The 25,699-nt window shown below is 64.5% G+C and carries 22 protein-coding genes and 1 other RNA gene; 8 read left to right on the top strand and 15 right to left on the bottom strand.

The features are described from left to right. Positions 1-17 precede the first annotated feature (17 nt). The 3 genes from rnpB (at position 18) to BH93_RS11730 (ending at position 2,132) form a co-directional block, all read left to right on the top strand. Positions 18-459: RNase P RNA component class A (gene rnpB / locus BH93_RS11720), an RNA gene on the top strand. 57 nt (positions 460-516) lie between these two features. Then, complete coding sequence (locus BH93_RS11725) at positions 517-699, top strand: hypothetical protein (protein ID WP_032379104.1); 183 nt, start codon at positions 517-519, stop codon at positions 697-699. A 2-nt stretch (positions 700-701) separates the two neighbouring features. Then, positions 702-2,132, top strand: coding sequence for an RNB domain-containing ribonuclease (locus BH93_RS11730; RefSeq protein ID WP_037177379.1), 1,431 nt, complete (start codon positions 702-704; stop codon positions 2,130-2,132). Here the strand turns inward: BH93_RS11730 and pip are convergent. From pip to BH93_RS11750, 4 genes are all read right to left on the bottom strand, one after another. Beyond that, complete coding sequence (pip, locus tag BH93_RS11735; RefSeq protein ID WP_037177382.1) at positions 2,122-3,078, bottom strand: prolyl aminopeptidase; 957 nt, start codon at positions 3,076-3,078, stop codon at positions 2,122-2,124. The genes BH93_RS11730 and pip overlap by 11 nt on opposite strands. A 1-nt stretch (position 3,079) precedes the next feature. Beyond that, positions 3,080-3,529 (bottom strand): hypothetical protein, encoded by a 450-nt coding sequence (locus BH93_RS11740; protein ID WP_037177385.1) that lies wholly within the window; start codon positions 3,527-3,529, stop codon positions 3,080-3,082. A 31-nt stretch (positions 3,530-3,560) separates the two neighbouring features. Then, complete coding sequence (gene panB, locus BH93_RS11745) at positions 3,561-4,412, bottom strand: 3-methyl-2-oxobutanoate hydroxymethyltransferase (RefSeq protein WP_032379100.1); 852 nt, start codon at positions 4,410-4,412, stop codon at positions 3,561-3,563. Between the two features lie 133 nt (positions 4,413-4,545). After that, entirely contained in the window at positions 4,546-6,261 is a 1,716-nt protein-coding gene (locus BH93_RS11750) for an NAD+ synthase (protein WP_155291131.1), read from the bottom strand. A gap of 83 nt (positions 6,262-6,344) precedes the next feature. On the opposite strand from BH93_RS11750, the gene BH93_RS11755 reads away from it, so the two are divergent. The 3 genes from BH93_RS11755 (at position 6,345) to BH93_RS11765 (ending at position 12,547) form a co-directional block, all read left to right on the top strand. Further along, the gene (locus BH93_RS11755) at positions 6,345-7,913 is read left to right on the top strand and encodes an alpha/beta hydrolase (protein WP_037177389.1); all 1,569 of its coding nucleotides are present in this window, start codon (positions 6,345-6,347) and stop codon (positions 7,911-7,913) included. Between the two features lie 102 nt (positions 7,914-8,015). Next, positions 8,016-9,356 (top strand): type I glutamate--ammonia ligase, encoded by a 1,341-nt coding sequence (glnA, locus tag BH93_RS11760; protein ID WP_032379097.1) that lies wholly within the window; start codon positions 8,016-8,018, stop codon positions 9,354-9,356. A 143-nt stretch (positions 9,357-9,499) separates the two neighbouring features. Then, positions 9,500-12,547 (top strand): bifunctional [glutamine synthetase] adenylyltransferase/[glutamine synthetase]-adenylyl-L-tyrosine phosphorylase, encoded by a 3,048-nt coding sequence (locus BH93_RS11765; RefSeq protein WP_037177393.1) that lies wholly within the window; start codon positions 9,500-9,502, stop codon positions 12,545-12,547. A gap of 13 nt (positions 12,548-12,560) precedes the next feature. Here BH93_RS11765 and BH93_RS11770 read toward each other — a convergent pair whose 3' ends face one another. The 6 genes from BH93_RS11770 to glnA (BH93_RS11795) form a co-directional block, all read right to left on the bottom strand. Beyond that, on the bottom strand, positions 12,561-13,544 hold the full coding sequence (locus BH93_RS11770; RefSeq protein WP_037177395.1) for a glycine betaine ABC transporter substrate-binding protein: 984 nt from the start codon (positions 13,542-13,544) through the stop codon (positions 12,561-12,563). A gap of 36 nt (positions 13,545-13,580) precedes the next feature. Further along, complete coding sequence (locus BH93_RS11775) at positions 13,581-14,564, bottom strand: glycine betaine ABC transporter substrate-binding protein (protein ID WP_037177399.1); 984 nt, start codon at positions 14,562-14,564, stop codon at positions 13,581-13,583. Continuing rightward, positions 14,564-15,319 carry an ABC transporter permease gene (locus BH93_RS11780; RefSeq protein ID WP_032379555.1) on the bottom strand — a complete coding sequence of 252 codons (756 nt, stop codon included), beginning with the start codon at positions 15,317-15,319 and terminating at the stop codon, positions 14,564-14,566. The genes BH93_RS11775 and BH93_RS11780 overlap by 1 nt, the downstream gene beginning before the upstream one ends. A 50-nt stretch (positions 15,320-15,369) precedes the next feature. Continuing rightward, the gene (locus BH93_RS11785; protein ID WP_032379093.1) at positions 15,370-16,569 is read right to left on the bottom strand and encodes an ABC transporter ATP-binding protein; all 1,200 of its coding nucleotides are present in this window, start codon (positions 16,567-16,569) and stop codon (positions 15,370-15,372) included. Further along, positions 16,562-17,212 (bottom strand): ABC transporter permease, encoded by a 651-nt coding sequence (locus BH93_RS11790; protein WP_032379092.1) that lies wholly within the window; start codon positions 17,210-17,212, stop codon positions 16,562-16,564. Before BH93_RS11790 ends, BH93_RS11785 begins: the two co-directional genes overlap by 8 nt. Before the next feature lie 187 nt (positions 17,213-17,399). Further along, positions 17,400-18,836 (bottom strand): type I glutamate--ammonia ligase, encoded by a 1,437-nt coding sequence (gene glnA, locus BH93_RS11795; protein ID WP_032368128.1) that lies wholly within the window; start codon positions 18,834-18,836, stop codon positions 17,400-17,402. A 166-nt stretch (positions 18,837-19,002) separates the two neighbouring features. Between glnA (BH93_RS11795) and BH93_RS11800 the strand changes: the two genes are divergently transcribed. Continuing rightward, positions 19,003-19,467 carry an RDD family protein gene (locus BH93_RS11800; protein ID WP_032379091.1) on the top strand — a complete coding sequence of 155 codons (465 nt, stop codon included), beginning with the start codon at positions 19,003-19,005 and terminating at the stop codon, positions 19,465-19,467. Positions 19,468-19,505: 38 nt separating this feature from the next. Here the strand turns inward: BH93_RS11800 and BH93_RS11805 are convergent, their stop codons facing one another. From BH93_RS11805 to sucB, 5 genes are all read right to left on the bottom strand, one after another. Next, positions 19,506-20,261: a DUF4191 domain-containing protein gene (locus BH93_RS11805; RefSeq protein WP_037177403.1), complete on the bottom strand. Its 756-nt coding sequence runs from the start codon at positions 20,259-20,261 to the stop codon at positions 19,506-19,508. Between the two features lie 62 nt (positions 20,262-20,323). Continuing rightward, positions 20,324-21,337: a lipoyl synthase gene (lipA, locus tag BH93_RS11810; protein WP_170944795.1), complete on the bottom strand. Its 1,014-nt coding sequence runs from the start codon at positions 21,335-21,337 to the stop codon at positions 20,324-20,326. A gap of 10 nt (positions 21,338-21,347) precedes the next feature. Further along, complete coding sequence (lipB, locus tag BH93_RS11815; RefSeq protein WP_037177406.1) at positions 21,348-22,127, bottom strand: lipoyl(octanoyl) transferase LipB; 780 nt, start codon at positions 22,125-22,127, stop codon at positions 21,348-21,350. 21 nt (positions 22,128-22,148) lie between these two features. Beyond that, positions 22,149-23,039 carry a TIGR01777 family oxidoreductase gene (locus BH93_RS11820; protein WP_032379087.1) on the bottom strand — a complete coding sequence of 297 codons (891 nt, stop codon included), beginning with the start codon at positions 23,037-23,039 and terminating at the stop codon, positions 22,149-22,151. A gap of 150 nt (positions 23,040-23,189) precedes the next feature. Further along, a complete protein-coding gene (gene sucB / locus BH93_RS11825; RefSeq protein ID WP_037177409.1) occupies positions 23,190-24,965 on the bottom strand; it encodes a 2-oxoglutarate dehydrogenase, E2 component, dihydrolipoamide succinyltransferase in 1,776 nt (591 codons plus the stop codon). 379 nt (positions 24,966-25,344) lie between these two features. On the opposite strand from sucB, the gene BH93_RS11830 reads away from it, so the two are divergent. Continuing rightward, the gene (locus BH93_RS11830; RefSeq protein ID WP_032379085.1) at positions 25,345-25,686 is read left to right on the top strand and encodes a hypothetical protein; all 342 of its coding nucleotides are present in this window, start codon (positions 25,345-25,347) and stop codon (positions 25,684-25,686) included. Positions 25,687-25,699: the final 13 nt, after the last annotated feature.

A 25,699-nucleotide genomic window follows, 5' to 3' on the forward strand; every position in this document is an offset into this window, starting at 1 on the left:
GAGTACGCAACCGCGAACGAGTTGGCCGGACGGCTGCGGCTCGGAGGACCGGCGGATCGCTTCCGTCGCGCTTCGGGCCGAGGAAAGTCCGGACTCCACAGAGCAGGGCGGTTGTTAACGGCAACCCGAGGTGACTCGCGGGACAGTGCCACAGAAAACAGACCGCCTGCGGATCGGTTCTTCGGAATCGAACTGCAGGTCAGGGTGAAACGGTGCGGTAAGAGCGCACCAGCACCCCAGGTGACTGGGGTGGCTAGGTAAACCCCGCCCGGAGCAAGGTCGAAGGCTGCACCGCGCAAGGGGTGCAGCTGCGCAGGTGCTCGAGGGCTGCTCGCCCGAGCCTGCGGGTGGACTGCTCGAGGTACCCGGCAACGGTGTGCCCAGATGGATGGTCGTCGAAGTCGAACCTGCGAAAGCAGGAACGGCAGACAGGATCCGGCTTACAGGCCGACTCGTTCGCACTCACTTTTCTCGCAGTTCTCCTGCGGCGGTGCTCCATGGGGCACACTGGAAGTCATGACCGACGACGACACCTCCTGGTACTACGACATCAGCACCAAGCAGGTTGTGCAGGGCAAGGAGACCAACGCCCTCGACCGCATGGGCCCGTATCCGGACAAGGCCACCGCAGAGCAGGCGCTGAAGATCGCAGCCGCGCGCAACAAGGCCGCCGACTCCGACGACGACTGGAACAACTGACGGTGCTGCTCACCCGGCTGAGGGCTCCGAATTTCGATTTCGAGGCCATCAGATCCGAGTTCGGTCTGTCCGATGTCTTCGACGCAGCGGTGTTGCGCGAAGCGCAGAACGCCCGAGATCTGCACGCCGACAACAGGATCGACCGCACCGACATTCCCTTCGTCACCATCGACCCGCCCGGCTCGAAGGACCTCGATCAAGCTGTCCACATCGAGAAGACGTCCAACGGATTGGTGGTGCACTACGCGATCGCCGACGTGGGTGCGCTGGTGATGCCGGGGGGAGCGCTCGACGTGGAAACCCGCCGACGCGGCCAGACGTTCTATCTGCCCGACGGATCTGTTCCGCTGCACCCACGCGAATTGTCGGAGGGCTCCGGAAGCCTGTTGGAGGGACAGACTCGCTGCGCCGCGTTGTGGACCATCGAACTCGACGACGTCGGCGAAGCAGCTGCCTGGACGGTCACCCGCGCGCTGGTGCGATCTGTCGCACGGCTGGATTACGCCGGAGTGCAAGCCGGCGTCGACGCGGGAACTCCGCATCCCTCGATCGCCGCCTTGGCAGAATTCGGATCGCAACGGGCGAACGCGGCCAGACGCCGCGGAGCCATCGACATCACGCTGCCCGAGCAGGAAGTGGTGCCGAACGGGCCGGGCTGGCGCATCGTCCTGCAACCACGCACTGCGGTGGACGGTTGGAACGCGGAGGTGTCGCTGCTGACGGGAATGTGCGCTGCCAGGATCATGCTCGACGCCGGAATCGGCATCGTTCGTACCCTTCCACCTGCCCCGGGCGAGGCCGTCGAAACCTTGAAGAGGACCGCCGCTGCTCTCGGAATCGATTGGCCCGCAGGTGCGTCCGCCGGAGCGGTGCTGGCAGACCTGCCCGCCGACGAACCGTCGACACTGGCGATGATGAGCCAGGCGACCGGCTTGCTGCGCGGAGCGGACTATCTCGCGTTCGATCGCACGACCAGCGCTGCCGCCGGTGACGCAACGGTGGAGCATTCGGGAATCGGTGCGCCGTACGCCCATGTGACAGCGCCACTGCGTCGGCTGTCGGACCGCTTCGCCACCGAAGTGTGCCTGTCGGTCGTAGCCGGATCGGCGGTGCCGGACTGGGCGACGCAGGCCTTACCCGAGCTACCGGCGATCATGCGTGGATCCGATTCTGCAGCATCGAAGGTCGACCGTGCATGCGTCGACCTCACCGAGGCACACGTACTGAAAGAACGAGTGGGCGAGACGTTCGATGCGGTCGTACTTCGCGGTGCCGAGGGCAAGCGAGACGCCGAGGTACTCGTGTCGGATCCCATCGTCATCGGCAAGTGCGACGGCGAACCTCCTGCGGGGGAGTCGGTGGCGGTCCGGTTGACCCAGGCCGACACCGACTCGCGCAGGATCGCTTTCGGCTACGCGCCCGTCACGGACTGAAGCGGTCGGTCGCCTCGACGAGGTGGTGCACGATGCCCGGCTCGGCCGCTGAGTGCCCTGCGTCGTCTACGACCACCAGATCCGCGCCGGGCCATGCCTTGTGCAGGGCCCACGCACTCGTTGCGGGGCACACGACGTCGTAGCGGCCCTGCACGATGACGCCCGGAATGCCGTCGAGCAGATGCGCGTCGCGCAGCAATTGATCTTCGTCGAGAAAAGCATGGTTGCGGAAGTAGTGGTTCTCGATGCCCGCGAATGCACGCGCAAATCGGGGGTCCGAATTGTCCTGCACTGCATCCGGTTTCGGCAGTAAGTAGCTGGTAGCTGCCTCCCAGGAGGACCACGCCACCGCGGCCCTCGTCGCTACCTCCGTGTCCTCGGACATCAGCTGCCGGTGATACGCCTCGACGAGATTGCCGTCGCGCTCGCTCTCCGGAATGGGCGCGAGGAACTGCTCCCACAGATCGGGGAAGATGTTGCCGGCACCGCCGCCGTAGTACCAGTCGATCTCCGACGGCCGTACGAGAAAGATTCCTCGGAGGATCAGTCCGCGCACGCGGTCGCGGTGCGACTGGGCGTACGCCAGTGACAGCGTCGAGCCCCACGAACCGCCGAACACCAACCACGTGTCGATACCCAGATGCTCCCGGAGCTTCTCCATGTCCGAGATCAACCGATCGGTGGTGTTGACCGACAGATCGGCACCGTCGGCGATGTGCGGGGTCGACTGCCCGCAGCCCCGCTGATCGAACAACACGATCCGATAGGCCTGCGGGTCGAAGTAGCGCCGCTGCAACGGATTGGTGGCACCGCCCGGACCACCGTGCACGAACACCACCGGCGCACCGTCGGGATTGCCCGAGGTTTCCCAGTAGATCCGTTGGCCGTCGCCGACATCGAGGTGGCCGGTCTCGGTGGGGTCGATCTCGGGGTAGAGAGAACGCATCCTAGAAGCCCACCAGACCCGACGCCAGGTCCGGAATGTCGAGCGAACGGATGGCCTCGTCTCGAACGTCCGAACACGTTTCCTTCGTGACGTCGTCGACGATCGCTCGGTTCTGCACCACCTGCAGGTTGATGACGCCACTCTGCGCCGCCCAGGTCTGCACCAGAATGTTCAACCCGCCGCGGCCGAGCGTGGGCCCCTGCACGCGCCAATTGGACAGCTGCGCTTCCAGATCGGTGCACAACTGCTGCTTCTGGGCATCGGTGATCACCGCTTCCGCGGAAGTCGTGGTGACCGTAGTGGTCGGCGCGACCGTCGTCGTCGAGGACGACGAACCGGTGTTGGTGGTATCGGTGCTGCAGGCGCCCACGAGAGTGAGCAGCGCAGCCGCACCGGCCAGTGCGACTGCGCTTCTACCTGCGATGGACGTAGTACCCCGTCTGGTTGTCATGGCCTCGAGTGTGCCATCCGAACCGGAAAGATCAGTAGCTGTGTTCGGGTCCGGGGAACACGCCCGAGCGCACCTCGGACAGGTACGTGGTTGCCGCAGTGCGCAGTGAGTCGCCGACGTCGGCGAACTTCTTGACGAACTTCGCGGTTTTGCCGTTGGTGTATCCGGCCATGTCCTGCCACACCAGGACCTGTGCGTCGCATTCGTTGCCCGCGCCGATGCCGACCGTGGGAATCGTCAGCTTTCGGGTGACCTGACCGGCGATGTCGGCGGGAACCATTTCCATGACGACGGCGAACGCACCTGCCTCCTGAACCGCGATGGCGTCGGCCACCAGCTGCTCGGACGCGTCGCCGCGGCCCTGCACCCGGAAGCCGCCGAGGGTATTGACACTCTGCGGGGTGAAGCCCACGTGGGCCATCACCGGAATGCCTGCAGCGGTGATGGCGGCGATCTGCCCGGCGACGCGCTCGCCGCCTTCGAGCTTGACCGCGCCTGCGAGGCCTTCCTTCATGAACCGGACTGCCGTCTCGAGAGCCTGCTGCGGTGAGGCCTCGTAGGTGCCGAAGGGCAGGTCTGCGACAACGAGAGCGTGCGGCGCACCGCGTACCACTCCACGGACCAGCGGAAGCAGCTCGTCGACCGTGATCGGGACGGTGGTGTCGTAGCCGTAGACGACGTTCGCTGCGGAATCGCCGACGAGGAGCACCGGAACACCGGCTTCCTCGAAAATGCGCGCACTGGAGTAGTCGTAGGCGGTCAGCATTCCCCAGCGCTCACCCTCTGCCTTCATCTGCAGCAGGTGATGGGTGCGGGTCTTGCGGGTCAAACCGGTGGCGGGTACGTCCTGGGAAGAGCCGCCGTACACAGCAGTTTCGGACATCTTTGTCCCTTTCTGGTCCTCGAGGCCCGCTCGGCGGGTCCCCGGGATGGGGTGTGATGACATCGAGAAGTCTGCCACCGCGCACGACATGCCGGAGCGCTCCGAGCAGTGCAATTCGTCACACTCGATCGGGTTACGCGTAGTCCCGCCATCCGTTGGTGATCGGCATCCGGCGATCGCGCCCGAAGGCGCGCGAGGTGACCTTGCTGCCGATCGGATACTGACGCCGCTTGTACTCCGACGCATCGACCTTGCGGAGAATGTCCGCGACCACCACTGCGTCGAAGCCGGCCGCGACGATGTCGTCGAACCCCTGATCGTTGTCGACGTACCTGAACAGGATCGCGTCGAGTTCGTCGTAGTCGGGCAACGAGTCGGTGTCGAGCTGTCCCGGTCTGAGCTCGGCGGACGGCGGCTTGTCGATGCTGGAATCGGGGATCGGAGGAATGTCTCCGCGGTCGGCAGCGGACTTGTTCCGCCACCGCGCCAACTCCCACACGAGCGACTTCGGTACGTCCTTGATCGGCGCGAAGCCGCCGACCGCATCGCCGTAGATGGTCGAATAGCCAACGGCCAGTTCGGACTTGTTGCCGGTGGCCAGAACCAGATGGCCGAATGTGTTCGACAGTGCCATCAGCGTCATGCCGCGGCAGCGCGCCTGAATGTTCTCCTCGGCCAGTCCGGTCAGGTGCAGCTGGTCGACGAAGGAGGCGACCATGTCGGCAATGGGCTCGACGCTGAAGTGGATACCGGTGCGCGACGCAAGATCTTCTGCATCGGTGCGGGAGTGGCCCGAGGAGTACGTCGACGGCATCGACACTGCGTGCACTGCATCGCTACCGAGGGCGTCGACGGCGATGGCCGCAACCACCGCCGAGTCGATTCCACCCGACAGTCCCAGAGTCACCGAACGAAAGCCGTTCTTGTGCACATAGTCTCGCAAGCCTGTCACCAGAGCGCCCCACACCTGTTCCTCCGCGCAGGCAACGTCGGAGAGAAACGGCTCGGCTCGCTGCCAGCCGGTGATCGCGACGTCGGGCAGCGGTACCCGATCGATGCTCCAACCGGGTACAGCTTCGGCATTCGGACGTGGATCGGTGGGCGCGTCCACGTCGACGATCAGCAGATGCTCGACAAATTGCGGGGAGCGTCCCCACATGGAACCGTCGGGACCGATCACGAAGCTCGCCCCGTCGAACACCAGCTCGTCCTGTCCGCCGACCACGTTCACGTAGGCGATCGGGACGCCGATCTCGTTGGCCCGGCGCGCGGCGATGGAGTGCCGTACCTCGTTCTTGCCCTGCTCGAAAGGGCTGGCATTGAGGCAGAGCAACATGTCGACACCCGCTGCCCCGTAGGCCGCTACCGACCCGCCCGACTGCCAGATATCCTCGCAGACAACAACTCCGAGCCTGAGCTCGTTCACCCGGGCGATGCTCAAGCGCGATCCGGGAGCGAAGTAGCGGGCCTCGTCGAACACTCGGTAGGTGGGAAGGGAGTGCTTGTCGTAGCGAGTTGTCACCCGTCCGTCGACGATCACCGCGGCGCTGTTCCGCGAGCCCTCGGCATCGCGATCGAGGTAGCCCACCACCACGATGCGGTCGCCGCATCCGGCGGCATCGAGCGCAGTGGCCAATTCGGTCAGTGCTCGGGCGGATGCGGCGGCGAACGACGGCCGAAGAGCCAGATCCTCGACCGGGTATCCCGTCAGAGCCATCTCGGGAAACAACACCACGTTGGCACCGTCGTGAGCGGCGCGGACCGTCCACTCGACGATTGCGGCGGAGTTCGCCGCGAGATCGCCGACGACGGAGTTCGTCTGGGCAAGGGCGAGTCGGAGGGCCTGCACCACGTAGACGCTAGTGCTCGGCGGCCATCCCTGCCGGGCAGCGAGAATGGAGTGCGGTCGGACAGACCTGGCACGATCGTGCCATGAGAACGCGCACCAGGAACACGGCCGTGGCGCTGTCCGCAGTTGCCGTGTTGCTCGCAGGCTGCTCCGGCTCCGAGCCCACCGCCGCACCGGAGTCATCCGCTGAGCCCGAGGCATCATCGCCGGCATCGGTTGCCGGTCCGGTTCCCGCGGGTCTCGAGGCGTTCTACAACCAGACTCTCCAGTGGGAGTCCTGCGATCGGTACAACACCGACGGCAGCGAGCTGGGCGACTCCGTCGAGTGCGCGATGGTCACCGTGCCGCTCGACTACGCCGATCCCGCGGGCACGACCATCGAGGTCGCCATATCCCGGACCCGGGCGGCAGGCGAGAAGATCGGATCGATCCTGATGAACCCCGGCGGTCCCGGCTCGTCGGGTTTGTATCTGGCCACGCAGGCCGACGGCACCGCCGTTGCGGACCGCTTCGATCGCGTCGGGTTCGATCCTCGCGGGATCGGGGCCTCCGAACCCGAAGTGCGCTGTCTGACGTCCGAGGAGGTCGACGAGGAACGCCGCGAGCCGGACGTCGACGTCAGCCCCGAGGGCATCGCGGCCACCGAGGCCGAGCATCGGGACTATGCGGCCCAGTGCGTCGACCGCACCGGAGCCGATGTGCTCGAGCACGTCGGCACCAGGGAAGTGGTGCGCGACATGGACGTCATCCGGGCAGTTCTGGGGGACGAGAAGCTGACCTACGTCGGCTACTCCTACGGCACCCGCATCGGCACCGCGTACGCCGAGGAATTCCCGTCGAACGTTCGGGCGATGGTGCTCGACGGTGCGCTCGACCCCGATCAGTCACCCGTCGACGAGGCAGTCGCCCAGGGCGCGGCGTTCCAGACCGCGTTCGATCAGTTCGCCGCCGACTGCGCACAGACCGACACCTGCCCGCTCGGAACCGATCCGGCTCGAGCCGTCGCACAGTTTCGATCCCTGGTCGACCCACTGATCGACCAGCCCGCCGAGACGACCGATCCACGTGGCCTCAGTTACGACGACGCGATCACCGGGGCTCAGCAGGCCCTGTACTCGCAGCAGCTGTGGCGGCTGCTGCGGGCGGGATTGAACGAACTACGCGACGGTCGAGGCGATACCTTGCTCCGTCTCGCCGACACCTACTCCGGACGGCTGGAGGACGGTAGCTACACCAACATCGACGACGCGTTCAATGCCGTCCGATGTGTGGACGGACCGCCGACCACGGACCGAGCAGCGGCCGACGAGGCCGACGCCCGGTTCCGCGCCGCCGCGCCGTATCTGGACGACGGCCGAGCCACGGGCAACGCGCCGCTCGACCTGTGCGCGTTCTGGCCGGTGCCGAACACGAGCGACCCGCACATCGTCGATGTCGAGGGCCTGCCGACGCTGGTGGTGGTGTCGACGACCAACGATCCGGCCACTCCGTATCAGGCCGGAGTGGAACTGGCTGCGCAGCTGCGAGGCAACCTCGTGACCTACGACGGCACCCAGCACACGGTGGCGTTCTCGGGCGTGGGCTGCATCGACGATCCGCTGGTGAACTACCTCGTCGATCTGGTCCCGCCGGGTGACGGATTGCGCTGCTGACCTGCTACCTCACCAGCCGCGATGTGGGCAGAGAGTTTCACGAAGTGAGACTGAATTCACGATGTAACACAGATTTAACTCCGTTTGCTTACTCTCGCGTTCATGGATCGTCAAAAGGAATTCGTGCTCCGGACTCTCGAAGAGCGCGACATTCGTTTCGTCCGCCTCTGGTTCACCGACGTCCTCGGGTATCTGAAATCGGTGGCCATCGCCCCCGCGGAGCTCGAAGGGGCGTTCGACGAGGGGATCGGCTTCGACGGTAGCGCCATCGAAGGGTTCGCTCGAGTTTCCGAGGCCGACACCGTCGCCAAGCCCGATCCCTCGACGTTCCAGATCCTGCCGTGGTCCACCAGCAAGGGCCACCAGCACTCGGCGCGCATGTTCTGCGACATCGCCATGCCCGACGGTTCGCCGTCCTGGGCCGACTCTCGCCACGTGCTGCGTCGCCAGTTGAGCAAAGCCGCAGACCTCGGATTCAGCTGCTACGTGCACCCTGAGATCGAGTTCTTTCTGCTCAAAGATGCCCCGCAGGACGGCTCACCGCCCACCCCTGCCGACAACGGCGGTTACTTCGACCAGGCCGTGCACGATTCGGCCCCGAACTTCCGCAGGCACGCCATCGACGCGCTCGAGTCGATGGGCATCTCGGTCGAATTCAGCCACCACGAGGCCGCGCCGGGACAGCAGGAGATCGATCTGCGGTACGCCGACGCGCTGTCGATGGCCGACAACATCATGACCTTCCGCTACGTGGTCAAGGAAGTCGCCATCGAAGAGGGTGTGCGTGCGACGTTCATGCCCAAACCGTTCAGCGACCAGGCCGGCTCGGCGATGCACACACACATGAGCCTGTTCGAGGGCGACGCCAACGCCTTCCACAACCCGGACGACCCGATGCAGCTCTCGGAAACCGGCAAGTCTTTCATCGCCGGCATCCTCGAGCACGCCAACGAGATCAGCGCCGTGACCAACCAGTGGGTCAACTCCTACAAGCGGCTGGTGCGCGGCGGCGAGGCACCGACCGCCGCATCGTGGGGACCGGCCAACCGCTCGGCCTTGATCCGCGTGCCGATGTACACCCCGAACAAGGCGTCGTCTCGGCGCGTCGAGATTCGCAGCCCCGACTCGGCCTGCAACCCGTACCTCGCCTTCGCGGTGCTGCTCGCGGCCGGTCTTCGCGGAATCGAGAAGGGGTACACCCTGCCGCCCGAGGCCGAGGAAGACGTGTGGGCACTGACGTCCGCCGAGCGTCGCGCCATGGGATACAAGGAACTGCCGGGCAATCTCGATCAGGCGTTGAACGCGATGGAAGGGTCCGAACTGGTCGCAGAAGCACTGGGCGAGCACGTGTTCGACTTCTTCCTGCGCAACAAGCGTCGTGAGTGGGAGGAATACCGCAGCCACGTCACGCCGTACGAGCTGAAGGCCTACCTGGGTCTGTAGAGCAGCGGGGTCTTTTGACAGACCGGCGTCGTCATGGGCTACGTTCTAGTCGATCGTGAATGTAGTTCCGATGCCGGCGCGGGCACCCTCGCGTCGCATTACCGACGACGGGGTAAAACTGTGGCACGCCGAGGTGGATTCTGATGGTGCGTCCTCCGACTTCCAGATCCGTCGTTCCCGGACCGGGCCGCCTCGGTTTGGTCGAAGAAACTGCGCCGTCCGATCTGCGCACTCTCGGTTGGACCGATGAGGACAGCCTCGAGCTGCTCTGGTCGCTGTCCCGCGCGCCCAACGCCGACCTCGCGCTCCGCACCCTGGTGCGCTTGTACGAGTCGCTCGGTGCCGGTTGGTCGGAGTTCGACACGGCGCTGCGCACGGACAAGGGATTCCGCGGGCGCATCCTCGGGCTCGTCGGCGCATCGAGTGCGCTCGCCGATCACCTCGTTGCAGACGACAGCACCTGGCGTTTGCTGGTGACCAAGGAAGGTCAGGGCACCGGGGTCTCGGCGAAGATCGAACTCCCCAGCAAGGCGACCCTGGTTGCGGAACTTCTCGAGGTGGTCGGGGCCGAGCCCGAGTTCGGACCCCATGCCGCACCCGATCTGTACCGTGCGTCGATCACCGGACCACCCGCCGTGATCGCTCTGCGCAAGAAGTACCGCGACCAGATCATGGTGTTGGCCGCGTACGACCTCGCCGCGACTGTCGAGAACGAGCCCGTCCTGCCGTACACGGTGGTCGGATCGCAGCTCTCCGACATGGCCGACGCGGCCCTCACCGCAGCATTGGCCGTCGCCGTCGCAACCGTGTGCCCCGATGCGCCGTGTCCGACGCGCTTGGCCGTCGTCGCGATGGGCAAATGTGGTGCGCGCGAACTCAATTACGTCTCCGACGTCGATGTCGTGTTCGTCGCCGAACCCGCAGACTCGCAGGCGAGCCGCATCGCGGGTGAGATGATGCGCATCGGATCCTCGGCCTTCTTCGAGGTGGATGCCGCGCTGCGACCCGAGGGCAAGCGCGGCGAACTGGTCCGCACCCTGGATTCGCATGTGGCGTACTACAAGCGGTGGGCCAAGACCTGGGAGTTCCAGGCTCTGCTCAAGGCCAGGCCGATGACCGGTGACATCGCACTGGGCAACGATTACGTCGACGCGGTCAACCCGATGGTGTGGCTGGCGAGTCAGCGCGAGGACTTCGTTCCGGAAGTGCGCGCAATGCGTCGTCGCGTCGAAGAGATGGTGCCGCCGGAGCTCCGCGAACGCGAGATCAAACTCGGACGCGGCAGTCTGCGAGACGTCGAATTCGCCGTCCAGCTACTGCAATTGGTGCACGGTCGAACCGACGAGTCGCTGCGCGTGCTCGGTACGACCGACGCACTGACCGCGCTCACCGAGGGCGGGTACGTCGGCCGCGACGACGCCGCGAATCTGACGGCGTCCTACGAGTTCCTCCGGTTGATCGAGCACCGCCTGCAGATGCAGCGAATGCGGCGCACACACACCCTGCCTCCGCAGGACGACGAGGAAGCGCTGCGGTGGTTGGCCCGTTCGGCGCACATGCGACCCGACGGCAATCGCGACGCTCTCGGGGTGCTGAACGCCGAGATCAAGAGGAATGCCCAGCGCATCAGACGACTGCACGCCAAGCTCTTCTACCGGCCGCTGCTGGACTCGGTGGTCAAGTTCGACTCCGAGACAGTACGTCTGACACCCGACGCGGCGACGCGTCAGCTCGCGGCCCTCGGCTACGCCACCCCGCAGAACGCACTGGGTCACTTGCGGGCGCTCGTCGGCTCGGGCACTCGGCGCGGCCAGATTCAGGCCGTGCTGCTCCCGACGCTGCTGGAGTGGCTCGCCGACACCCCCGATCCGGACGCCGGTCTCCTCAACTACCGCCGACTGTCGGAATCGGCGGGGGAGCAGACGTGGTTCCTGCGCGTGTTGCGCGACGAGGGCGCAGTGGCTCAGCGGCTGATGATCGTGCTCGGATCCTCGGCCTACGTACCGGATCTGTTGATCAAGGCCCCCGAGGTGATTCGGTTGTTCGCCGACGGCCCCACCGGCCCGCGCCTGCTCGATGTCGAGCCCGAAGAGACCTATCGCGCCATCCTGTCTTCCTCGGCCCGCTACGAGGATCCGGTACGGGCGATCAACGCGGCTCGGGCGCTGCGACGCCACGAACTGGCCCGAGTGGCCTCGGCAGACATCCTCGGCATGCTCGACGTGCCTGCGGTGTGCAGAGCGCTGTCGTCGGTCTGGGCCGCCGTCATCAATGCCGCTCTCGCAGCTGCCATCCGGGCCAGCGAGATCGAGCGCGGCGAACCGGCACCGGCAACTCTGGCCGTCATCGGCATGGGAAGACTCGGCGGCGGCGAGCTCGGATACGGCAGCGACGCCGACGTGCTGTTCGTGTGCGAGCCGGTCGACGGGGTCGACGAGACCGTTGCGGTCAAGTGGGCCAACACCATTGCCGACCGCATCCGCAAACTGCTCGGCGCGCCCAGCACCGACCCGCCCCTCGAAGTCGACACCGGGCTGCGTCCGGAAGGCCGCAGCGGACCGGTGGTGCGCACGCTGTCGTCCTACGCCGCGTACTACTCGCAGTGGGCCCAGGCCTGGGAAGTCCAGGCTCTGCTGCGGGCCCACCAGGTGGCCGGCGACCAGGATCTCGGCATTCGGTTCCTGTTGATGGCAGACAAGGTGCGCTATCCCGAGGGTGGGGTGTCCGCCGACGCGGTCCGTGAGATCAGACGCATCAAGGCGCGCATCGACTCCGAGCGTCTGCCCAAGGGGGCCGACCCCTCCACCCACACCAAGCTCGGGCGCGGGGGATTGGCCGACATCGAGTGGACCGTCCAGCTGATTCAGCTCCGGTATGCGCACAAGGTTCTTTCGCTGCACAACACCTCGACCCTGCAGTCGCTGGACGCGATCGGTGCGGCCGAGCTCATGAGCGAAACCGACGTGGAGTTGCTGCGCGAGGCGTGGATCCTCGCGACGAAGGCCCGCAACGCACTGGTTCTGGTGCGCGGCAAGCCGACCGACCAGCTACCGGCACCGGGCGCGGTGCTCTCCGCCGTGGCGCAGGTCGCGGGCTGGGAGAACGGCGACGCCGGTGCGTTCCTCGACAACTACCTGCGTGTCACGCGTCGGGCAAAGGCAGTGGTGGAGCGGACCTTCGGCGGCAGCTGATCACTGTCTCCCTCTAGTCACTGCCGACGGTGACGAATCCCTGCTTCACCATCCAGTCGCGCGCGACATCCGCGGGCTCGCGTCCGTCTATGTCCACCTGCCGGTTGAGCTCGGTGATCTCGTCGTTGGTCAGCGCCGCGGAAATAGGAGCGGTGACCTCGGCGATCTCCGGGTATTGCTCGGCAATGGGCGTGCGAATCACGACCGTGGCGTTGTAGCGGGGAAAGAAGCTCTTGTCATCTTGAATCACGACCAGGTTCAGACCTTTGATACGGCCGTCGGTGGTGAACACCTCACCGAACTTGCACTGCGAACCGTCGGCCGTTGCCTGATAGATGATGCCGCCCTGCAACACCTGCCGCGGAACGACGTTGGGGTCGAAGCCGTAGGCAGCGGCCATACCCGGAAACCCGTCCTGTCGTGAATTGAACTCGGTCTCCACGCAGGTCTGTGCCGCGGCCGGATCGGTGGTGGCGAGCGCGGCGTAGTCCGAGAGCGTCGTGATGCCGGTCGCGTCTGCCGTCGTCTGATTCATCGCGAGTGCGTACGTGTTGTCCATCGGTGCAGGGTTGACCCAGGTGAGTCCGTTGGCTGCGTCCTGGTCGCGCAAGGCCTCGAACTGCCCGGTGGCGTCCGGGATGGCGGTTTCGTTTCCCAGGAAGTTGATCCAGGCCGTACCCGTGTATTCGTAGGTGACGTCCACCTGGCCGGAAACCATGGCTTGGCGGGTGCTGTTGGACCCCGAAATGTTGGTGAGGTCTCGGACGTCGGCTCCGGCTGCCACCAGCCCGAATTCGAGTATGTAACCCAGGATCACCTGCTCGGTGAATTCCTTCGAGCCGACGATCAATTGTGCGCCTTCGAGACCCGGTACAGGTTGAATGCTGCCGGGTTCCACGGACAGCGGCACTGCGCTGCCCGACTGCAGACCGCAACTCGTCACTGCCGTCATCATGACGGCGCAGAGGGCAATAAACCCTCGTGTCGTGTGCCGCATCAGCTTTCGGTCCTCACGGCTCGATGTAAGAGACGGCTAATCCGCGCCTGCGGTGACGAAACCCTCTTTGACCATCCAGTCACGTGCGACGTCGGCCGGTTCGCGGCCGTCGACGTCGACCTGTTTGTTCAGTTCGGTGATCTCGTCGTTGGTCAGCTTCGCCGAAATCGGCGCAGTCACCTCGGCAATTTCCGGATACTGCTCGGCGATCGACGAGCGGATCACGACGGTGGCGTTGTACCGGGGAAAGAAGCTCTTGTCGTCCTCGACAACGACGAGATTCAGACCCTTGATTCGGCCGTCGGTGGTGAACACCTCACCGAACTTGCATTGCGAACCCTCGGCCGTCGCCTGATAGATGATTCCGGTCTGCAGAATCTGACGGGGAACGGCATTGGGGTCGAAACCGTACGCTGCCGCCAGGCCGGGAAATCCGTCCTGTCGTGAATTGAACTCGGTCTCCACGCACAACGCCGACGCAGCCGGATCGCGCGCCACGAGAGCTGCGTAGTCCGACAGAGTCTTCACTCCGGTCTGGTCGGCTGTTGCCTGGTTCATCGCCAGGGCGTACGTGTTGTCCATCGGCGCGGGATTGACCCACGTCAGTCCATTGGCGACATCGGCATCGCGGATCGCATCGAACTGCTCGGTGGCATCCGTGATGGGACTTTCGTTGCCGAGGTAGTTGATCCAGCCGGTCCCGGTGTACTCGTAGGTGAGATCGACCTGCCCGGAGACCATGGCCTGGCGGGTGCTGTTCGACCCCGAAATGTTCGTCAGGTCGCGAACGTCCGCGCCTGCAGCCGACAACGCGAATTCGAGGATGTAGCCCAATACGATCTGCTCGGTGAAGTCTTTGGAGCCGACGGTCAGTTCCGCGCCCTCGAGACCTGGCATCGCTTCGATGCTGCCGGGCTCCACCGACAGCGGCACGGCGCTGCCAGATTGCAAACCGCAACCTGCCAGTGCGATCGTGCTGACCGCGCACAGAGCTATGAGTTGTTGTGTCGAGCGCCGCATCAGCGGAGTCCTTTCGGGCCGAGATAGGCCTCGGCGAGTGCCCCGAGCCAGTCCACGAACAACGCGAGGGCCACGGCGAGAACGCCTCCGACGACGAGGATGAGTGGCTGGTAGAGCTTGTAACCGGTATCGATCAGAACTCCGAGACCGCCCGCTCCCACGAGGAAGCTCAAGGTGGCGGTACCGACGGCGAGCACCAGCGACGTTCGTAGACCGGCCAGCATGTACGGCACGGCGAGTGGAAACTCGATACGCCAGAGGATGCCGCTACTCGACATGCCCTGTCCGCGTGCAGCATCGATGTAGCTCGGGTCGACCTGCTGAAAACCGAGCATCGTGTTTCGGAGAACGGGAAGCAGCGAGTAGAACGCGATGGGCAGTACGCCGATCCAGAAACCGGTCTTGCCGGTCGCGAGGAACAGCAACACCAACAGGCCTACCGCCGGAGCGGCCTGACCGATGTTGGCGATACCGATGAAGATCGGTGCCAACTTTCGGTAGCCGTTGCGGGTCAACAGGATTCCCAGAGGAACCGCTATGGCCAGCACGAGCGCCGTGACGACGATCGTGATCAAGACGTGCTCTTTCAACGCCTGGAACAGCGTGGCCGCGTTCAACGTCTCCGCTTGTGTAGCAGTCAGATCGCGAGTGAACGTATAGGCAAGAAGTGCGACAACCACTATCGCGATGAGGGCCGGTTGCACCAGTAGCCGAACACGTTCCGCTCGCTTGGCAGCCTGCTTCGCCGCCTGCACGCCGCTGTCGTCCCCTGCTGCATCGACGACCGACGAATCCGCAGCGGTCGTCACGACGGACTTCCTGCCGTCACGTCTTCCGCTGAGGTGTCCTTGTCGTGGTCATGAGCATGCTGCGAACGGATGGTCTTGATGGTGTCGATCAGTTGCTCGATGGTGATCGTGCCGGCGTATTCGCCGCGCTGACCGGTAACTGTGGCGGTCGCGTTGCCCTCGGCGAGAAGCGCTTCGAGTGCGTCCTGCAGCGTCGACTGCGTCGAGACCATCTCGCCCATCGGAACACCGACGTCGCGCAGGCTGCCTACCCCGGCGAGATGACGGCGATCGGTCCAACGAATGGGCCGCTTACGCGCATCGAGAATGATTCCCCATGCCTCCGGGTCGTTGCCGAGAGCCGCGTTCATCGACTCGACCGGCTGGTCTTCGCCCATGACCGGAACATCGGACAACTCGATGTCGCGCACTCTCATCAGTGTCAGTTGCTTGAGAGCTGCACCGGCACCGACGAATCCGGCGACCGTCTCGTCGGCTGGGTTGGCCAGCACCGCTTCGGGGGTATCGAACTGCAGGATTCGGGACTGATTGCCCAGCACGGCGATTCGATCACCGAGTTTGACGGCTTCGTCGAAGTCGTGCGTGACGAAGACGATCGTCTTGCCCAGTTCGGCCTGTAGACGCATCAATTCGTCCTGAAGCAAACCGCGAGTGATGGGGTCGACGGCACCGAAAGGCTCGTCCATCAACAGAACCGGCGGATCAGCGGCCAGAGCGCGCGCAACACCGACACGTTGCTGCTGACCTCCGGACAGCTGGCGTGGGTAGCGTTCGCGGTACAACGCTGGATCGAGACCGACGAGATCGAGCATTTCGTCCGTACGGTCCGAGATCCTCTTCTTCTTCCAGCCGATCAGCCCTGGAACCATGCCGACGTTTTCGGCAATGGTCATGTGCGGGAACAGCCCTGCTTGCTGGATGGAGTATCCGATGGTGCGGCGGAGCTCGTTCGGATTGATCGACAATGCGTCCTTGCCGCCGATGGTGATGCGGCCCGACGTCGGTTCGATCAATCGGTTGATCATTCGCATGGTCGTCGTCTTGCCGCAGCCCGACGGTCCGACCAATACGACCACTTCGCCGGCCGGGATCGTCATCGACACGTTGTCGACGGCGGCGTCCTTCTGGCCCGAGTAACTCTTGGTCACGTTCTCCAGCACGATTTCTGCGCCGGATACGGTCGTTTTCTCACTCACGGATACCCCTCGAGGTGGTCAGTTTGCCGATCACGACGTAGATCCCATCGAGGATCAACGCCAGCAGGACGATGAGGATGGTGCCGGTCAGTGCCTGTGGAACGGCGGTGGGGCTGCCGACCCGTGCGAGCCCGGAGAACAGAAGATTGCCCAGGCCAGGGCCTTTGGCGTACGCAGCGATGGCCAGAATGCCCATGGCCAGCTGTGTACTGACTCGCATACCGGTCAGAATCGAGGGCCACGCAAGTGGAATCTCGATGCGCCGCAACACAAGAATGCGGCTCATGCCGATTCCGCGGGCGGCATCGGTTACTGCCGGATTGACCGCATCCAGGCCGACCACCGTATTTCGGATGATCGGGAGCAGTGAGTACAGGACCAGAGCGGTCACTGTCGGTCGAACACCGAGTCCTAAAATGGGGATCAGCAGACCCAACAGAGCAAACGACGGAATCGTGAGGACGGTGCTCGCCAGGGCCGTCGCGATGGCGGAGCCGGCCGGACTGCGATAGACGAGCACGCCGATGGCGACGCCGATGACGGTAGCGATGACGACGCATTGGATGACGGCCGACACGTGTAGATAGGAGTCGATTGCCAACTGCCTTCGCCGTCCGACGATGAATTCCCACAGTGCATCCATGCAGTTGTCGTCCTCTGTTCGCCGGTAGCGGATAAATACCTTTACCCCGCGTACGACTTATCAAACGCCGACCGGTCTGAATTCTGTGCGGATTGCCGCAAAAGTTGCCGATCGGAAACCATCGAGAACGAGAAAACGCCCGGCCGAAAAGATTCGGCCGGGCGTTTTCGGTGTGAAATTTATCGACTCACACGTCGTAGTACAGCGAGAACTCGTACGGGTGCGGACGCAGGTTCACAGGAGCGATTTCCTGTTCACGCTTGAGCGAGATCCAGGTCTCGATCAGGTCGGTCGTGAACACGCCACCCTCGGTGAGGTAATCGTGATCGGCCTCGAGACGGTCGATGACCGCATTGAGCGAGGTGGGCGCCTGAGGAATGTTCTTGGCTTCCTCGGGCGGCAACTCGTAGAGGTCCTTGTCGACCGGAGCCATCGGCTCGATCTTGTTCTTGATTCCGTCCAGGCCCGCCATCATCTGAGCAGCGAAGTTCAGGTACGGGTTGCCCGAGGAGTCCGGCGCGCGGAACTCGAGGCGCTTGGCCTTCGGGTTGTTGCCGGTGATCGGGATGCGCACTGCAGCGGAGCGATTGCGCTGGCTGTAGACCAGGTTGATGGGGGCTTCGTAGCCCGGCACCAAGCGGTGGTAGGAGTTGATCGTCGGGTTGGTGAAGGCCAACAGCGACGGCGCGTGGTGCAGGATGCCGCCGATGTAGTGGCGTGCGAGATCCGACAGTCCGGCGTATCCGGCCTCGTCGTGGAAGAGGGGCTTTCCGTCCTTCCACAGCGACTGGTGCACGTGCATGCCCGAGCCGTTGTCACCGAAGAGCGGCTTCGGCATGAAGGTTGCCGACTTGCCGTTCTGCCACGCGGTGTTCTTGACGATGTACTTGAACAGCTGCAGATCGTCGGCGGCGCGGAGCAGCGTGTTGAACTTGTAGTTGATCTCCTGCTGCCCGCCGGTGCCGACCTCGTGGTGGGCACGCTCGAGCTCGAAGCCCGCGTTCTGCAGGTTGGTGGAGATCTGGTCGCGCAGGTCCACGTAGTGGTCGTACGGAGCGACGGGGAAGTAGCCACCCTTGAATCGAACCTTGTAGCCGAGGTTCGGGCTGCCGTCTGCCTCGGTCTCGGCTCCGGTGTTCCACCAACCCGAGGACGAGTCGACCTCGTAGAACGCGCCGTTGGCCTGCGAATCGAAGCGGACGGAATCGAAGATGTAGAACTCGGCCTCGGCACCGAAGTAGGCGGTGTCGGCGATGCCGGTGCTGGCCAAGTACTCCTCGGCCTTGCGAGCGACGTTGCGCGGGTCGCGGCTGTATGCCTCACGCGTGAACGGATCGTGGACGAAGAAGTCGATGTTCAGCGTCTTGGCGTTGCGGAACGGGTCGACCTGAGCGGTGGCGTAGTCCGGAAGCAAGATCATGTCGGACTCGTGGATGGACTGGAAGCCGCGGACGGACGAGCCGTCGAACGCGAGACCGTCTTCCAGGGTATCCGCCGTGAACGCCTTCGCGGCGATCGAGAAGTGCTGCTGTGCACCCGGCAGATCCGTGAATCGGATGTCGACGTATTCGATTCCTTCATCTGCGATGAACTTGATGACCTCTTGGGCCGTGGAAAACGCCACGCTTTTGCTCCTTTGTTGAGTCCGTCGAACTGACGGTATGGACTTGGTGTTGCCCGCCCGTCAAGGTCGTGTTTCGCCCGTGTTACGCGTCCTGGTTCACGAGTGGCACGAACAACAGTACGTCCGCGTGTTTCCCGTGTGTCCGGTCGCGCCTATCCTGGAAATCATGGCACGAATGACAGGGTCCTGGTTGTCCGGACCGGCGGCCGCGAACCCACGGCAACCACAGAACTTTCGCGGCGAAGAACTGGGCCTGCCTCAGCAGGGGGTCGGCGCACTGGCAGGTGCGGGCCGCAGAATTCTGGCCCTGATTCTGGACTGGACCATGGCGACCGGCGTCGCGTCGCTGATACTCGGCGGTTACACCACGAGTGGACTGATCTCGACGATCGTGCTTGCGGTGTGGTTCGTAGTTGGACTGGTGACCGTCTCGCTGTTCTCGTTCACCCCTGGGCAGTTCGTGGTCGGTATCCAGGTAGGTCGCATCGACGCCCATGCCCGAGTCGGCTTCGTTCGGGCGCTGGTTCGTCAGCTGATTCTGCTGTTCGTCGTCCCGGCCGTCATCACCGATATGGACGGACGCGGAATGCACGACCGCGCAACGGGAACAGCCCTGCTGCGGACCCGCTGAGGGCGCGCACCAGGGCTGCTGGGAGTGTCGATCGGGATCTAGCGGCGCTTCATGGTCCGCTGGACGCCCTTCATCTTGGCCCCGCCGGGAACGGGTCCCTTCGGCATCGCCGGGCCGCCCTTCGTGCCGAGCGCGGAGAGCCGTGACTCTATGGTGTCCATGCGCTTGCCGTCGATGTTCTTGGGCAACTTCGACAGATACTTCTGCAGACCCGACAGAGGAATCTGGTTCTCTTCGTTTCCGACGATCACGTCGTAGATGGGGGTGTCACCCACCAGGCGGGCGGTCTTCTTCTTCTCTTGTGCCAGCAGTGCTTTCACGCGCTGCGGTGCACCCTCGGCAACGAGGATGACCCCGGGCTTGCCGATCACCCGGTGCACGGCGTCGAGGTGAGTGGTGCCGGCGATCGCGTTGGTCACCCGCCACGAACCCTGCAGGTTGTCCAGGGCCCAGGCTGCAGCGCCGGCCTGGCCGTCGGCCTTCTTGTACACCGACTTCTGCACCCGGCGACCGAAGATGATGAAGGCGACCAACACGCCGAGCAGCAAGCCGATGGGGAGCAAGAACCACTGGAAGCCGAAGGCAAGGCCGATGAGGAAGCCGACGAGCCCGAGCCCTACCACCGCCCCGATCATCAGCGGAAGGAGAGCCTTGTCGTCCTTGCGCTGCATCTGGAACGCCTGCCACAGCTGACTGCGGCGTTCCTTCGATGCCTTCTTGCGGGCCGCTTTCGCGGCTGCTTTTGCTTCCTTGCTGGGCTTCGCTGCTTTGCCAGCCTTACTGCCGTTCGCCATACCTCACAGGATACGTCCTGTGCCGACGCTCACTTGCACCGCTTCCGGATTGGGAACGAGGATCAGCGAGCGGCCAGACGTGCCATCAACGAACTGGCCTCCTGCGAGGCTTCGCCGCCGTCGGTCAGATGGCTCATGCTCTCAGGCAGTTCGCGACCGTGGTGCGCCATGGCCTGCGCGTACAGGCGCCCGGCACGGTAGGACGAGCGGACCAACGGCCCGGCCAGCACACCGGCGAAGCCGACCTCGGTTGCGTAGTCGGAGTGCTCGACGAACTCCTCCGGCTTCACCCACCGCTCGACGGGGTGGTGCCGCGGTGAAGGCCGCAGGTATTGGGTGATGGTCAGGATGTCGCAGCCCGCCTCGTGCAGGTCGCGAATCGCTTCCTGCACCTCTTCGGGCGTCTCGCCCATACCGAGGATGAGGTTGGACTTGGTGACCAAGCCGTCATCGCGCGCCGCAGTGATGACGTCCATCGACCGCTGGTAGCGAAACGCCGGACGAATGCGCTTGAAGATGCGCGGCACGGTCTCGACGTTGTGGGCCAGGACCTCCGGTCGCGAGGAGAAGACCTCGGCCAGCTGATCGGGCTTGGCGTTGAAATCGGGGATGAGCAGCTCGACACCGGTGTTCGGGTTCAGCTTCTTGATGAAGCGCACCGTCTCGGCGTACAGCCATGCCCCGCCGTCCTCGAGATCGTCACGGGCGACGCCGGTGATCGTGGAGTAGCGCAGACCCATGGCCTGCACGGACTCCGCCACACGGCGCGGCTCGTCTCGATCGAGGTCGTCCGGCTTGCCGGTGTCGATCTGGCAGAAATCGCAACGGCGGGTGCATTGCTCACCGCCGATGAGGAAGGTCGCTTCGCGATCTTCCCAGCATTCGTAGATATTCGGGCAGCCGGCTTCCTCGCACACCGTGTGCAGACCCTCACGCTTCACAAGACCTTTGAGCTCGGTGTATTCCGGGCCCATCTTGGCTTTGGTCTTGATCCAGTTGGGTTTGCGTTCGATGGGGGTCTCCGCGTTTCGGATCTCGAGGCGGAGCAGCTTGCGTCCTTCTGGGGCCACAGTCACAGATTCGATGTTACGCGCCGAACCGAACGGTGGTGAACTGCGGGTTGATCGACGCGCCGACTGTCGCCGGATGCTCGATGTCATGGTCCTGCACCGGCATCGAACCGTCGAGGGCAGCCAGTATCGCAGTGGTGACGGCCGCGAGGACGTCGTCGGTCGTCACGTCACGTCCCAGTTCGAGCGACAGTGATGTGACGCCCGCATCGGCGATGCCGCACGGCACGATCGCATCGAACCCGGTCATGGCCGCATTGCAGTTGAGCGAGAAGCCGTGCAGTGTCACCCCGCGCTGGACGCGGACCCCAATTGCGGCGATCTTGCGCTCGGGAAGCCAGACGCCGTCGCGCATTTCGGCTGCAAGCCACACCCCTGAGCGGCCGTCGACGCGTCCGCACACGATGCCGTATCCGGATACGACGGAGATCAGCGCTTCTTCGATACGGCGCACGTACTTGACGACGTCGATAGGCTGCGCGAGCTTCACGATGGGATATCCGACCAACTGGCCAGGACCGTGCCAGGTGATCTTGCCGCCGCGGTCCACCTCGACGACGGGAGTGCCGTCCCGGGGCATGTCTTCCTCGGCTGTGCGTCGGCCCGCGGTGTAGACGGACGGATGCTCGAGCAGCAGCAGTGTGTCGGAGCCGACGCCGTCGGCCCGGGCACCCGCGAGATCGCGCTGCAGAGCCCACGCCTCGGTGTACTCGACGGTGCCCAACTGGCGCACCTCGACAGGCTCGGTGCTCGCGCGTGCCGATGCTCGGACCGACGAAGAGTTCGCGTCACTCATGATTCGGAACGGTACGCCGCGTCAGCTGCCCACAGCTACTCGCAGTGCCTCTCCCACGGTGTTGTGCTCGAACGAGTACCCCGCGTCCTCCAGAGCCTTCGGAATGGCGCGCGGACCGGTGAGAATGGCTTCCTCGGCGAATTCGCCGATCACGGCCTTGAGGGCGAAGCCGGGGACGACCCACGGGGCTGGGCGGTGCACCGCACGGGACATCGCACTGTTGAACTGTGCGTTCGTCACGGGGGTCGGACCCACCATGTTGACCGGTCCACGCAAGGAATCGCTCTCGATGCCGTGGACGATGGCACCGATCTCGTCCTCCAGAGAAATCCACGGGAAGTACTGACGTCCACTGCCGAGCCGCCCGCCGAGGGCGAACAAATAGAGCGGACGAAGCTTGCCCAGCATTCCGCCGCGCTGCGACAGCACGACGCCGCTGCGCAGCATGATCGTGCGTACGCCCGCATCGGACGCCGCAGACGTGGCGTTCTCCCAATCGCGACACACCTCGGCCAGAAAACCCTCACCGACGGGAGCGGTCTCGTCGACCACTCGATCGCCCGTGTCGCCGTAGAAGTTGACGCCGCTGGCGTTGATCAATGTCGGTACTCCCGCATCGGCAGCAGCTCCGGCGAGCACCTCGGTGGGAGCGATTCGACTGTCGCGCACCAATTGCTTGTAGGCACCGGACCATCTCTTGTCGCCGATTCCGACACCACACAGGTTGACGATCGCGTCGGCACCGTCGAGGGTGGCCGCGTCGATGCTCCCGCGCGACGGGTCCCACTGCGACTCGTCCGGGCCCGCCGGTGAACGCCGTACGAGGCGGGTGACGTCGTGGCTCCGGCCTCGCAGTGCTGCGACCAGAGCTGTGCCGATCAATCCCGATGAACCTGCAATGACTACGCGCATATGAACGAAAGCCTCCTTGACGCAGTCCGGGGCATCATTCGCGAACGAATGATGCCCCGGATGCTCGGTTCGTGCCCCACTTGTCGAGACTCCGATGCGAATGTGTCGCGCTCCTACGAGAATACGTGAGGCGCGAAATTCGCCGGTTGTCTACAGGCCGAGATCGGCCTCGAACGACGCTACTTCGAGACGCTGCTTGATCGTCGTCAGGAAGCGCCCTGCGTCGGCTCCGTCCACCAACCGGTGGTCGTAGGTGAGCGGCAGGTAGCACATCGAGCGAACACCGATCGACTCGTTGCCCGAGTCGTCCTTGACGACCACGGGACGCTTGACGATTGCACCCGTACCCAGCATGGCCGCCTGCGGCGGAACCAGGATCGGGGTGTCGAACAGCGCACCCTGGCTGCCGATGTTGGTGATCGTGAACGTGCCACCGGACAGCTCGTCCGGCTTCAGCCCACCCGAACGTGCGCGGGTCGCGATGTCGTTGATCGCCCGAGCCAACCCGGCCAGCGACAGGTCACCGGCGTTGTGGATGACGGGGGAGAGCAGACCCTGCTCGGTGTCCACGGCAATGCCGAGGTGGACATCGGCGTGGTAGGTGATCTCCTTGGCGTCCTCGTTGATGCTCGCGTTGACGTTGGGATGCGCCTTGAGAGCCTCCACGACGGCCTTCGCGAAGAACGGCAGGTACGTCAGGTTGACGCCCTCGTTCTCGGCGAACTTCGCCTTCGCCTTCGTCCGCAGACCGGCGATCTTGGTGACATCCACCTCGAAGGTCTGCGTGAGCTGTGCAGAGGTCTGCAGCGACTCGCGCGTCTTCTTCGCGGTGATCTGACGGATCCGGTTGATCTTCTGCGTGGTGCCACGCAGATGTGCGAGCTCCGGGCGAACACCGGCAGTAGCCGGCGCAGCAGGCTTGGCGGCAGCGGCGGGCGCAGCCTCGGCGGCCGGAGCTGCCGGAGCCTTCTTGGCTTCGGCAGCCGCGAGCACGTCCTGCTTGCGGATGCGTCCACCGACACCGGTGCCCTTGACCGTGGAGAGATCGACGTCGTTGTCCGACGCCAGCTTCCGCACGAGCGGTGTGACGTACGGGCTGGAATCACCCGACGGTGCCGACTCCTTGGCGGGAGCGGCCTTGGGAGCCTCCTGCTTCGGCTCGGGCTTGGGTTCGGCCTTCGGGGCTTCCTGCTTGGGAGCCTCCTTCTTCGGCTCTTCCTTCTTCGGCTCTTCGGCCTTCGGGGCCTCGGGCTCCGGTGTGGCCTCGGGCTCGGGAGCCTTTTCGGCGGGCGATCCGGATCCGATGACGGCGAGCTGGCCACCGACGGCAACCGTGTCGTCTTCCTCGGCGGAGATTTCGAGCAGCGTTCCGGCGACGGGAGACGGGATCTCGGTATCGACCTTGTCGGTAGAGACCTCGAGCAGCGGCTCGTCGACTGCAACCTCGTCGCCGACGGCCTTGAGCCATCGGGTCACGGTGCCCTCGGTGACGGACTCACCCAACTCGGGCATCGTCACGGGCGTACCGGATCCTGACGAGTCGGACGATGCACTCGCTGCGGGTGCCTCCTCCTCTGCCTGTGGCTCGGGCTCGGCTGCGGGAGTGGGCTCCTCGGCAGCTTCCTCGGGTGCCGATTCCTCGGCGGGGGCAGCGTCCTCGGCCGGTGCGTCGGACGAGGGGGCCTCGCCTGCGTCACCGATCTGGGCGAGCTCGCCACCGATCTCGACGGTGTCGTCTTCCTGAGCGACGATCTTGGTGAGAACACCGGCAGCAGGCGACGGGATCTCGGTATCGACCTTGTCCGTGGAGACTTCGAGCAATGGCTCGTCGACTTCGACGGTGTCGCCTTCTTGTTTGAGCCACCTCGTGACAGTTCCCTCGGTGACACTCTCACCGAGAGCTGGCATCTGGACGGAGAAGGCCATGTCTGTTGACTCCTCGACAGTTGTATGCGGGTGATGTAGTTCTTACGACTTGTGGTCGCAGACCATTGTGCTGGCGGAACAGGGTTCATGGACGAGAGTTGGGTGATTCGATTCGACGGAGGCACCGGTGCGATCGACACTCACCGAGCATGTTCGGCTCGATCCAGCGCCCACGTCGACACTCCCTCTCGGCAACTCACTTACTCACTTCACGAGCCTTGGTTCACTATCAAGAGAGCTGAACCCTCTACAGTCATCCTTCCATTGTTGTCGCCTCGCCGTTCCCCTAGGGCGCACAACACGCCTGGCAAACTGGCGGGTAACAACATTTCCGGCATCCGTGCCGGCGATCCATAGGCCGTACGAAAAGGATGTTCTCGTGGGATTGTTCGATCGACTCAAACGAAGCGGCGGGGCCGCAAAACGTGGCCCCGAAGGGTCGGTCGCCCAGTACCTGGCCGATTGGACCGCCGCGCGAATCGGTGTCGAGGCCTACGTCGAGCCCAAGACGACGGTGACCCCGCTGACCGTCGTACTGGTCGCGAACGACGGCGAATGGACTCGGCGGCCGCTGGATGAAAAATATGCACGAAAGATCGGACCCGACCTGAAGATCCCGGTGTACGACGTCCGCAAGACCGGGTATCCCCAACGAATGCGCGACCACGACGCGCGCCAGAAGATCATCAAGAAGCGCGAACAGCAGCAGCGCGACGTGTGATCGACGTCCGTGC

This window comes from Rhodococcoides fascians A25f, from assembly GCF_000760935.2.
Lineage (GTDB): Bacteria > Actinomycetota > Actinomycetes > Mycobacteriales > Mycobacteriaceae > Rhodococcoides.